Consider the following 11,352-nt stretch of genomic DNA (forward strand, 5'->3'; position numbering starts at 1 on the left):
AATGATTGCGTTTTGGATGCCAGCTTGCCTGCGGGTCTGTAGCGCGGTAAACAGAAATGCCGATGGCATACAAAAAACGATGACGACCGATTAGTTGACATTCGTCGCAGGTTGTTCACGGAGAACCCTACCTGATGGAACTAAGTGCCTATTACCGGTTTGTTGCCGCCCTGATCTTTGTATTGGGGATCATTGGCATTTTCGCCTTGATCGCGCGGCGCTTTATTCCCGGCGCACGCAACATCAACCGCCGGGGCACCAAACGCCGTTTGTCCGTGGTTGAAGTCATTCCTGTTGATACCAAAAGACGGCTGGTCTTGCTCAAACGTGATGATACCGAACATCTTGTCATCCTTGGCCCGCAAGGCGACACCGTGATTGAACGCAATATCGGCACGCATTTTTCAGACTTGCTTGATAGCGGCACACTTTCCAATGAGCCGGAAAACCCAACAACAGACCCAATGGGCAAAGACAGCACAGCGTCCACCATCGGCGCGCGCTTGGAAATCAACGACAGGAAAAACCCTGCATGAGCCGCCTTGAGAGCCAATCCCAAGCTTCCCGCGATGAAAAACCGGTCAAAGCCGGGTGGCGTGCGCCGCGCTGGTTAACATCCTGTGCGATTTGGTCATTGTTCCCGTTGATAGCCATCATCGCAGGTGGCGACACGGTACAGGCCCAGTCATTTAACTTTGATCTTGGTGATGGTCCGGGCGTGACGTCATCCGGGCGGATGATCCAGTTGATCGGCGTGATTACGGTCTTAAGCATCGCACCAGCGATCCTTATGATGGTGACCTCCTTTACCCGTATCATTGTTGTTTTAAGCTTGCTGCGTACGGCCCTTGGCATCCAGCAATCGCCGCCAAACCAGGTATTGGTCAGTCTGGCGATGTTTCTGACATTGTTCATCATGATGCCGACGCTTGAACGCGTTTGGGACGAAGGCCTAGAGCCTATGATCAATGGCAATATTGATGAGTTCGAAGGGTTCGAGCGTTCAGTAAGACCCGTACATGATTTCATGATGACCCAAGTCCGCGAACGCGACCTTCAATTGTTCGTCAATTTGGCTGGCGTTGAAGTCACCACACCCGACAGTATTCCCCTGCGGTCCCTGATCCCGGCCTTTATGATCAGCGAGTTACGCCGTGCGTTTGAAATCGGCTTCTTGCTGTTTATTCCGTTCCTGATCATTGACATGGTGGTTGCCAGTATCCTGATGTCGATGGGTATGATGATGTTGCCGCCGGTCATTATTTCCCTGCCATTCAAACTGATTTTCTTTGTGATGGTGGATGGCTGGTATCTGATTGCCGGATCGCTTGTCGAAAGTTTCGGGCGTTAGCGAGTACATAGCCCCATCCAGATCAGACTGTGCCGTCCTAAAATACGTTGACGGTTTTACTTGAGCCAGCGGATGATCATCCGCTGGCTTTTTGATGCACATTTTCTGGAGTTTGCATTTCCAGAGAGATGTGCGGTCGGATGGTATTGTAAGTATCAACGGCCTCTTTGACCAGTTTACGGAGATCCTCGAAAGTTTTGCACCGGTGTAAGAGGAACTCCTGTTTGAGAATACCGTTCATGCGCTCGGCCAAGGCATTCTGATAACAATCATAGCCATCGGTCATTGACGGTGTAATTTGATGTTTTCTCAACACCTCCTGATAACAGCCTGAACAATATTGGAGCCCCCGATCAGAATGGTGGATCAGCGGCTCTTTGGTGATCCGGTTTTTGATTGCTTGCTTCAAGGCTCCGACAACCTCAGAAGCGGCCATGCTGTGGCTCAGCACATGCCCCATGATCTTGCGCGAGAAGGCGTCTGTCACCAGTGACAGATAATGCACACCTTCATCACTCTCGATATAGGTGATGTCGCTGACAAACACTTGCTCAGGGCGGCTTGGCTTGTGCCCTGCCAACAGGTTCGGATGCTTTCTCATCCAGTGTTTGCTGTGGGTGGTTTTGGTGTAATTCTTTCGTGGCTGTACCAGAAGACGATGCTCTCTGAGCCAGTCAAACAAACGGTCACGCCCCATCTTGATGCCAAGACGACGCAAGTCATCCTGCAGCAAATGATAGAGTTTACGTGCGCCAATCCGGGGCATATGCTGGCGCAAGCGCATGACGCAATCATAAAGTGGTGCGAGCTGTTCCTGTCGTCGGCAACGGCGTTGCAACAACTGGTAAACCGACTGCCTTGAAAGACCAAAACATCGACAGGTCCGGCTCAGACTGACTTGCCCTTGCGCCTGTAATGTTCTCGCAGTTCGGATAAGTACTTTTTTCGCAGACCCGCTCCATATTCCTCATCCATGATGGTGATCATGCCATCCATCACCATGACGCGGATCCGTTCGTCTTCAAGCTCCCTTTCAAGGCGCTTGATCTTCTGTTCAGGCGTTTCTTTCAATGGGGACATGGCTTTGTGCCTCGTTGTCGACCAGTCAAGCTTACCATGTTTGCGCAACCACTTCAGGACAGTACTACGGCCCTGTATGCCATACCGCATCTGTGCCTGCTTGTAGGTCATTTCGCCCTTTTCGACCTGTTCTACAACAGCCAGCTTAAAGCCCATATTGTAATCACGTTGTGTGCGCTTACGGCGCTCTATGCCTGACATCGACATTGTCATCTCCTATAGGTGACAACGTATTTCAGGACGAGACAGACATAAAAAAAAAGCCGCCAAGCATATGCTGGCGGCTTTTTCATTTAGTGATACGAAAACCTTACGTCCGGCGCTGCCCAACGTTGAGAACACCCTGTTCAAGCGGCTTGAGGCCAAAACTGCCACGGCGCGGACCGGGATTCTCGGAAACGTATTTTTCGGCTTCCTGACGTTCTTTATCGTTCATGCGGGCATGGATAGCCCCCATTTCACGCTGGGCCTGACTGCCTTCGGTCGGGGCAGACATCCGCAGCCAGTAATAGGCAAGAATGTTGTTCTGATCGACGCCACTGCCAATCGCATAAAGGCGGCCAAGGGCGGCTTGCCCATTGGCGGAACCTTTGCGCGCAGCGCGCTCGTACCAGGTTGCAGCGCGCAGCATATCAACAGGCACACCAAGACCATGTTCATACATCACCCCGATCAGGTGATAACCGCCCGGATGACCAAGCTCGGCCAGATCCATCGCCAAATCAAGGGCACTGGCATAATCGGGTTCACGGTGGGGCACACCGAAAATCAGGATTTGGGTCATCTGATATTTGGCAGATGCATCGCCCTGATCACAGGCATGGGTCAGCATCGTCCAACCGCGGTTAAACAGTTTCAGATCGGATGAATGGCTGAAATACATTGCGAGGTTGGCTTGGGCATATGCATCCCCCTCGCTCGCGGCGAGTTCAAACCAACTGATGCTTTCGGCAATATTACGTTCCGCGCCCAAGCCCACACCAAGCGCATAGCCAAGGGCTGCGGCGGCTTCGATGCTGCCTGCGCGGGCGGCACGCATGTTGTATTCGAATGATTTGGACGGATCACGATCAACACCGCGACCTTCAAGATAAAGATAGGCAAGAACACTTGCAGCAGACGGATCATTTAGCGCACTTGCGCGCTCGAAATACTCAATCGCCTTCTCATCATCTTGCGGCACACCCCAGCCGTTCAAATAGCAAACGCCAAGGTTATAAAGGGCTGCGACAGAACCAAATTCGACGGCTTCTTCAAACCAGTGCGCTGCGGTCTGGGCGTTTTCCTGAACACCAAGCCCCTTGGCATAAAGATATCCAAGATTATTTGCCGAAACAGAACCGCCAGAAGATGCTTCATCGTGGAACCAATAGGCGGCTTCACGGTACCATTGCTGGCCTTCGCCAAGATCTTCGGAAACGCCGAGTCCCTTGCTGCGCATGTAACCATAGCAAACTGCAGCAAATGCGCGGCTTTGGCGGTGAATCTGGTCAAGAATACGTCGTGTTGCGGCCTCGTCACGTGGCATTCCTTCGCCCTGGAAATGCTTTTGGGCAAGCGAAAGCTGCGCGAAAATGTCTTTTTCGACATTCGCCTCATCGTAATAGACCATTTTAAGTGCACGATCCATCACAGCACTACACTCGCCAACACGTTCTTAAACCAACACAAATTGGGCACAACTCGCGCTTTTCCAGCGAAATCGACACCACGACAAATTTATCGAAGGTTAATTTATAGCACTAAGCTGAGATTTTTCCAACTGATCGCGATAGGTCGCGAGGAAGCCTTGGAAGTTTTCGACTTCATCTACTTTGTCTGCAAGGGTTCGATAGTCTATCAACCCTTGCGTTGGCGACGATGTAATCAGGCTAAATGCCTGGGCATACGGCGTTTGCGACATCCCTTGGCCATAACGGCGCTTAAGCATGTTAAGCGTCCTTTCCTGCCCCGCCATTGCAAGGTTGACCGCCCAGTTCAGAAGATACCGCCCGCGCTCGTCTGAAATACCTTCGCTTTCATCTACCGGGTCTTCGCCGACCAGACGCTGGAAGGTTTCAGCCGCGGCCAAATAGTCGCGGTCTTCGCGATAGTAATCGACACGCAAAAGTTCCGCATTGCGTGAAAGATCACCATCAAGCGATGAAATGGCTTCGGCCCCGCGATCAACATCAAGCAACGCACGCGCGCGCAACTGACGCCGCTGGGTTGCAAGTTCTTCAGACAATCCCGGTTCTTCGGTTTCATCAATCACCCGAATGGTTTCTTCGGGTTTGCCATCAAGCAGATAAACCAACCCAAGCCGCGCACCAACGCGGGCCTTTTCCACACCAGCAAGGCGGAAGTTGACCTGATGTTCCAGAAGGTCTTCGGCACGTTCAAACAGCTCGACACTGACCATGCGATCGGCAAGGCGGCGGATCAGTTCATCGCCCTTCTCGCCTGCGGGGGTCAGTTCGCGGAATTCGTCATACAGTGCGACAGCCTTAATCGCTGAAATACTGTTGATGTCATCGCCGAGATACAGGTTCTCGAACGTTTTATGCATCATGTCGGTTGCTTCGGTTGCCACCGGCTTGTTCGGGAAGAAGATCGCCGCCTGTCGCAAGGTGTTTAGACCTTCGCGGAATTCTTTGTTCTCGATCTGTAACTCGCCAATCCGTTTCAGCAAAGCCATTTCAAAGGCATCGCCACGCCATGCAAACCGCAATTTCTGAAGCTGTTCAATCGCGTCTTCGACGGTCAGGCGCTGCAGGCGCATCAAAAGTTCCGTCCGATCAAAGATCGCATGTGCACGGGCTTTGCGGTTATCGCCTTCTGCGACCTGATCCCAGGTTGCAACTGCTTGCTCCAGCTCGCCAGCTTCTTCTTCAAAGATGCCTTTGAGGTACTGGATATCCATGATCTTGGATTCACTCAAGCCGCTGGTAACCAGCATCTTTTCGATCAAATCCATACCCGCTTCGGGGTTGCCTACAATCAAGGCTTGCTCGGTTGCGAGCGGCCCAATGCGGCTGATCAGTTCGGGCGGATAGAAATCAAGGATATGAACGCTTTCCAGCAAATCACGCGCCCCCTCATTCGGGCGCCCGCGCGCTGCCAATGTTACCGCCCGCCAAAGCTTCATTTCCGGAATGGCCTGCAGACGTTCGTCTTCAAGCAAACGTTCGGCTTCTGCGTAGTCGCGATCCAGAAACTTGACGGCTGCTTTAAGCGCACGGAATTGAAGCTTTTGCGCAATCAGCGGATCATCGTCTTCCATCGCCGAGACGACAGCATCTGCTTCTGGTCCCAGTCCGTTGGCCAGATAATACTGGGCAAGGCCAAGGCGGGCCTTGTTGCGGTGTTCATCGCCGCTTTCCGCAACCTTACCCCGCAACTTGCGGATTGCCTTGTTGAAATTATCAAGTCCGCCCATACGCCAGTCATCAAGTTCAAAGATCAATCCTTCACGGCCATCACCCGTACTTGCCCGAACCCCTGTCGCGGACGCCAGAAGACGCGCGCCTTCTGGTGAAATATTAAGGCCGTCGGCGGCCGTAACGATCACGGCCTGACCATCGTCGCGGTCGGCAACCTGAACACTTTCATTCATCGGGGCAACGACAACACCCTGAACAGATGGCAGAACTTCAAATTCCGGATAGCGCAGCGCGACTTCGATGCCATAACCTGATTGTGTGGTTGTCACCACGCGCAACGTGTCACCAACTTCCGGGTCATCTACCGGAATGATCGGTCCGACATCTTCAAGCGGCACAATCAGGCGCGCACGTGTTTGGTCATCAAGCTCGATCGAGGGGCCAAGTTTTTCAACCGGCTGCATGACACCTTGCTGGAACGTCACCCGCCAGTCGCCATCCCCGGTGCCAGTTGTGTATAAACCGACACCGTCGGGAACCGTCATGCGCAACACCGTGGCATACGGGCTGTCAATCTGTTCAATCACCCCGATGATCTGCGCGGCTTCCTGCCGCACAGTTTCCAGATCCAGCGTCGCCCGAACATCAAAGGCCGCCCACAGGAACCCGGCACGCGACCAGATTGCGGCCCCACCCGGTTGCCCAAATGCAAAACCAAGGGAAAGTTCGGTCGCAGTCTGATCAACGGTTACCGGAAGGTCCCCGATATTAACGCGTTCTGCCGGGGCCGTTGCCCCACCTTCAGACGCGGTGTTCTCGGCCTGTGCAGCCGCCTGTGCCATTGCTTCGGGTGAATTTGGATCAAGGTTTGCGTCAGTTGTGTTTTCTTCCGCAACGGTGTTGCCCGCCGTTGCGGGTGTAGGTGCAGGCGGCGCACTTGGCGTTGCTGGCGCTGAGACATCATTTGACGCGGTTTGACTGCTTGGTGCCGTCGTTGGACGACTATCCGCACCTGAGGTCGCAGGAGCGCGTTGCGCCCCCATGATATCTACCACAACCATATTCCCGGACCGGAAATGGCGAAGCGGCCGTGCCGGTGTGGTTTCAACGACAACATCAAGCGGTTGCGTGCCACTTTGCCGGATACGGACACCTTCGGGCAGACGTCGTGAAATTCCGGCCGCATCTATCTGCGCGGGTGCCTCAAACGCAACGGTCTGCGATCCTGTTTCACCCTCAAGGGTATAATCTGTACGGTTAGGCCAATCAAAGACCAATCGATAGAATGTTGGATGACGGCCAACCCGCACATCTAACGTTGCGACATCCCCTGCAGGATTTTCGGTCGCAACGGTTTCAACCGGCGTGGTTGGTGCAGGTGTGATTTGGGGAGACTGGTTTGCCTGATCAACCGCAGGCGCAGGAGACGGTGTTGGCGCAACGGGGGCTGCTTGTGGTTTATCAAGAATATCAAGCACCACGTTGCTGCCAACATTAAAGGCGCGCACTTCGTAGTCATCATTCAGGACAAAGGCAATCGTCTGCCCGTCTGGATCAAAGAAGCCATCAGAAACATATTGGGAAACCGGGGTAAGGACCCCACGCAAAGACGCCACCAAAGGCTGATCAAAACGCACAACAAGCTGATCGCCGACAATCTCGGCGTTATAATTGACCGGCTTGCTCCATTGCAGAACAATTCGTCCATAGCCGTTATGCAAGCCCGAGCGGATAATCACGGGATCCGCTACCTGGGCCATTGCTGGACGCATTCCGCTGGAAGGCAAAAAAATTGCCGTGGTGGTCGCAATAACAACCGCCAGCAGGACGCGCACGGCAAGTTTCGCCATACCTACGTGCCTCCGATCCCGCTTCCCCCATGAGGTTCGATAACAATATCGACCCGGCGCGCCATTGAAAAACGCGCATCCTCATCTAGCAACTTAGGAAGCTGGTCGTATCTTGATGCAGCAAATCCGTAAATATTTATGTAATCTGTGTAACCTGATTTTTTTAATTCGTTGGCAACAGCACCGGCACGGGCCAAAGAAAGCTCCCAGTTCGATGCATATTTGCCACGACCGCTAAGCGGGCGCGGATCCGTATGACCTTGCACACCAATGCGGTTACCAATATTTCGCAGTACCCCGCCAAGCACAAACAAGGCCTGCTGCGCCTGTGCTGTCATCTCGGAACTGCCGGCAACAAACAAAATATCGCCCGGCAATGATATCACCAGCTTATCGGCGTCGCGCGACATGCGCGCATCCCCTAAAACCTGATTATCATCAATTGCATCGTCAATCACCGCACTGAGATAATCCAGATTCATCGCCGGTTTGCGATAAACACGCGGAATATTCAGGCTGGCCATTGGTTCGTCGTTTTCTTCCTTCGGTGCCGGCTTGATGCTTTGAGATAGCGAATCAACAACTTCATCCCAACGGTCAATCTTGACCTTGGACATGGCAAACAACATCACGAAGAATGTCAGCAACAGCGAAATCAGATCGGCAAGGCTCAGCATCCAGACCGGCGGTCCGGTCGGGCCATCATCCTTTTTGAATTCTTCTTCAGCCATTAGCTACCTCCCCCGGCTTGCGGCCCAAGCGGAATAGGTTGATTGACAGCAGGTTGACCAGCCCCTGGCAAAGGAATTGTCATTCTTTGCGGGATCAACTGCGCCGGTGCCGGTCCATTAACACCGCCTTGTGCTGGTGTCGGTGCCGTACCATCGGCAGGTGCCGTTGTTTTTTCGATCGGCTCTGGTGGTTCTTTCGGACCATAATTCCAAAAGAACCGGAAGGTCACAATAAACGGATCTGCACCGGGATCGATCCCGACATAGAGACGGTCTTCGGGGGCACCAACATCAATCAATTCGCGCGCAAAAGACCCTGCGCGGGCGATCTGCAGATTGTTTTCAATCTCGATGGAACCCTTTGCCCCGATCTCACTCCCCATGACCATTTCCATCTCATAGGACGCATAGCCTTCTTCATCGGCCAGCACTTCTGCCAGTTGCTGCATGAAGTCGGCCTGACGTTCGCGGATCAGAATGGAATTGGGATCAAAAAGTTGTTCCACATGCATGATGATTTCCATCAGCTTGCCCGGCTGGATCACTTGGACACGCACCACTTTAATGGCGGTGTCAAACAGATGGCCGAGCTTTTCCTGCATGTCTTCAGCTGCAACCACAGGCCCCTCGATGGAGGTCACTGTTTGCAAACTGGTCGTCGGGGGAAGGATGGATGCAAATGCCGAGGAAAGGCTTTCCTGCACTTCGCGTGTTTTGACCTCTTCAAAGGTCGAAATGGTATTAAGCAGAATAAAGAACGCAAGAAGCAAAAGATAAAGTGCGAGAAACAACGCCACCGCCCCGTTTGACGGGGGAGATGGTGGTGTTGGTCCGTCGTCTTCTATCTCCGCCATATCAACGCCACTTAATTAAACATCGCGTCGATGTCAGCCTGCGATACGCCTTTGCCTTCAAGTTGCGGCCCATTGAGCAGCGCCTCTTCGCCTTCGGCTTCTTTTTTCTTCTTGGGATTTGCAGCGGCGTATTTGGCAATTTCTTCACCAAAGGCAGCCACAAGTCCCTCAACGCGTTCTTCGATGGATTTCAACGCCTTGATAACTTTGGTTGTGCGCTGTCCGGTAATATCCTGGAAGTTACAGGCTTCATAAACCCGCATCGTCGCACCGGTCACTATTTCCGCCTGTTCGGGCGGCAATGTTGATGCGAATTCTTCCAAAGCATCCATGGCATCAAGGATCTCATGGGTAGCGCCGGCTGTTGCATCCACAATTGCGTCCAACTCGTCGGTCGCATTGGGAATGTATTCAGCCTTGATATCGTCGGGACGAAGCGACGCAATTTCGGACTTCATCTTGCGAATAATGCCCGAAAGCTCGTCTAGTTCGCCAAACAGGCGTTGCTGATCATCGGACGGCTTATCACCCATAAAGCGTGACAGCTGATCCATCAGCTCAGACAGTTGTTCAATCTTCAGATCATCGCCATCAAGACGTGCCCGAAGATCATTTAATAGCTGCCGGAGGTCGTCCTTGGACGCTTTCGCTTTGGACATAGGCGGTATCGCGGGACAAATGTCCCGCGCTCCTGATCAGAAATCACCAATAACAGTCTTCATTTTACCCTTCAACGTCTCGGCGTTGAACGGCTTGACGATGTAATTCGATACACCGGCTTTTTTAGCCATGACGACGTTTTCGGTTTTGGCTTCTGCCGTAATCATGATGAAGGGCATATCCTTCAATTTGGCATCTGCACGGACTTCCTTAAGAAGCTGAAGACCGGTCATCGGCTCCATATTCCAATCGGAAATCACAAGACTGAAAGGAGCTTCACGGAGCTTACGAAGCGCCATGCTACCATCAGTCGCTTCTTCGATATTCGTAAAGTTGAGCTGCCGTAAAAGGTTACGGATGATACGCAACATTGTTTTGTAATCATCTACAATCAGGATCGGCATATTCGGATCGACGGCCATTCACAACTCCATCAGCTATCTGATCTCTCACCCTTGCCACACATTCGCATGTATAGTCGCAAGGCCCCTAATAATCGTGATGTACATATTTAATATTGGTTAATCAAGATTTTTAACCAGTGATAAAAATGTGCCATCACATTGACTATTCTCGAAAAACTGCCCGTTCTCTTTCTTTTAAACTCTCACAAAGAACGGTCAATCTTTTGTTCAGCTGCCCCTATTGCAGCGGCAGCATATTAATATCTTGCTTATATGCCAACTCCGAGGTCAGAGCCCGCGCCCGTTCCGGGGTCATCTGTGACAGGACCGCAGCGGTATTTGCTTCGCGCATGCCCAAGGCCACTTGCAAGAGAATGTCCATATCAAGATCGTTCCAGATACGGGCAGCGTCTTTCGGTTTCATCTTCTCGTAAACACTGATCAGCTTTTTGATGCGATCATCTTCCTGTACTTCCTTGGTCTCGACCAAACCTTCGATGGCCGTTTTCAAGGATTTCATCTCGTCGATCTTGGCATCAATCCTGGCTTCGGCCGCGGCAATCAGGCTTTCACGCTCGTCAAGGCGCTGTTCTTTGCGATCAAGCTCCCCACGGCGCACTGAAAGGTTCTGCAACAGGTCAATTTCTTCCTGGGTAAACAGGGTCGGATCCCCTCCAAGCGTCGGCGGAACATCTGATTCCCCGTTTAACGGATCACCTTCCATCGTCATCCCGGCAGGGTCATCAAGCCCCGGCGCGCCATTTTCCGGCGTTGCGGCCTCTTCGGCGGCGGGATCGGTTGCCGGAGCCTGCGCGCGCGCAGTCTGCACCATGCTCACAGCAGCGGGCTCGGGCGCCACGGCAACATCCGTACTTCCCGAGAAAAGGTTTACCACCCGCATTGACAACACCATCAGCCCAACAAGGATAACCAATGGTAAGATACGCACACCAGACATTCACTCACCTAAGCAATTTGGCACACTGTGCCCATGCTCCTTCACGCTTGAATTCTCTTATTCTAACAGAATGACATCACTCTCTTTAGATAAAAAGAAATG

The 11,352-nt window shown here is 52.6% G+C and carries 10 protein-coding genes; 2 read left to right on the top strand and 8 right to left on the bottom strand.

Features of this window, described 5'->3' with window-relative positions; genetic code table 11:
• Nucleotides 1-134: 134 nt before the first annotated feature.
• Both ACQ0MK_RS12445 and fliP read left to right on the top strand, forming a co-directional pair.
• A complete protein-coding gene (locus ACQ0MK_RS12445; RefSeq protein WP_430472882.1) occupies nucleotides 135-536 on the top strand; it encodes a FliO/MopB family protein in 402 nt (133 codons plus the stop codon).
• Nucleotides 533-1,351, top strand: a complete 819-nt coding sequence (gene fliP / locus ACQ0MK_RS12450) for a flagellar type III secretion system pore protein FliP (RefSeq protein WP_430472883.1) — start codon at nucleotides 533-535, stop codon at nucleotides 1,349-1,351. Before ACQ0MK_RS12445 ends, fliP begins: the two co-directional genes overlap by 4 nt.
• A 76-nt stretch (nucleotides 1,352-1,427) precedes the next feature.
• Here the strand turns inward: fliP and ACQ0MK_RS12455 are convergent.
• The 8 genes from ACQ0MK_RS12455 to ACQ0MK_RS12490 form a co-directional block, all read right to left on the bottom strand.
• A protein-coding gene (locus ACQ0MK_RS12455) for an IS3 family transposase (RefSeq protein WP_430472884.1) occupies nucleotides 1,428-2,638 on the bottom strand; the annotation gives its coding sequence in 2 pieces (ribosomal slippage) (nucleotides 1,428-2,299 and nucleotides 2,299-2,638; 1,212 coding nt in all).
• A 103-nt stretch (nucleotides 2,639-2,741) separates the two neighbouring features.
• The gene (locus ACQ0MK_RS12460) at nucleotides 2,742-4,061 is read right to left on the bottom strand and encodes an SEL1-like repeat protein (protein WP_430472885.1); all 1,320 of its coding nucleotides are present in this window, start codon (nucleotides 4,059-4,061) and stop codon (nucleotides 2,742-2,744) included.
• Between the two features lie 99 nt (nucleotides 4,062-4,160).
• Nucleotides 4,161-7,643 carry a hypothetical protein gene (locus ACQ0MK_RS12465; protein WP_430472886.1) on the bottom strand — a complete coding sequence of 1,161 codons (3,483 nt, stop codon included), beginning with the start codon at nucleotides 7,641-7,643 and terminating at the stop codon, nucleotides 4,161-4,163.
• Between the two features lie 2 nt (nucleotides 7,644-7,645).
• Nucleotides 7,646-8,374 (bottom strand): OmpA/MotB family protein, encoded by a 729-nt coding sequence (locus ACQ0MK_RS12470; RefSeq protein WP_430472887.1) that lies wholly within the window; start codon nucleotides 8,372-8,374, stop codon nucleotides 7,646-7,648.
• Nucleotides 8,374-9,228: a hypothetical protein gene (locus tag ACQ0MK_RS12475; RefSeq protein WP_430472888.1), complete on the bottom strand. Its 855-nt coding sequence runs from the start codon at nucleotides 9,226-9,228 to the stop codon at nucleotides 8,374-8,376. The genes ACQ0MK_RS12470 and ACQ0MK_RS12475 overlap by 1 nt, the downstream gene beginning before the upstream one ends.
• 11 nt (nucleotides 9,229-9,239) lie before the next feature.
• On the bottom strand, nucleotides 9,240-9,887 hold the full coding sequence (locus tag ACQ0MK_RS12480; RefSeq protein WP_430472889.1) for a protein phosphatase CheZ: 648 nt from the start codon (nucleotides 9,885-9,887) through the stop codon (nucleotides 9,240-9,242).
• Between the two features lie 36 nt (nucleotides 9,888-9,923).
• Nucleotides 9,924-10,310, bottom strand: a complete 387-nt coding sequence (locus ACQ0MK_RS12485) for a response regulator (protein WP_008890394.1) — start codon at nucleotides 10,308-10,310, stop codon at nucleotides 9,924-9,926.
• Between the two features lie 220 nt (nucleotides 10,311-10,530).
• Nucleotides 10,531-11,250: a MotE family protein gene (locus tag ACQ0MK_RS12490; RefSeq protein ID WP_430472890.1), complete on the bottom strand. Its 720-nt coding sequence runs from the start codon at nucleotides 11,248-11,250 to the stop codon at nucleotides 10,531-10,533.
• Nucleotides 11,251-11,352: the final 102 nt, after the last annotated feature.

This window comes from Thalassospira lucentensis (assembly GCF_050516545.1).
GTDB lineage: Bacteria > Pseudomonadota > Alphaproteobacteria > Rhodospirillales > Thalassospiraceae > Thalassospira > Thalassospira lucentensis_C.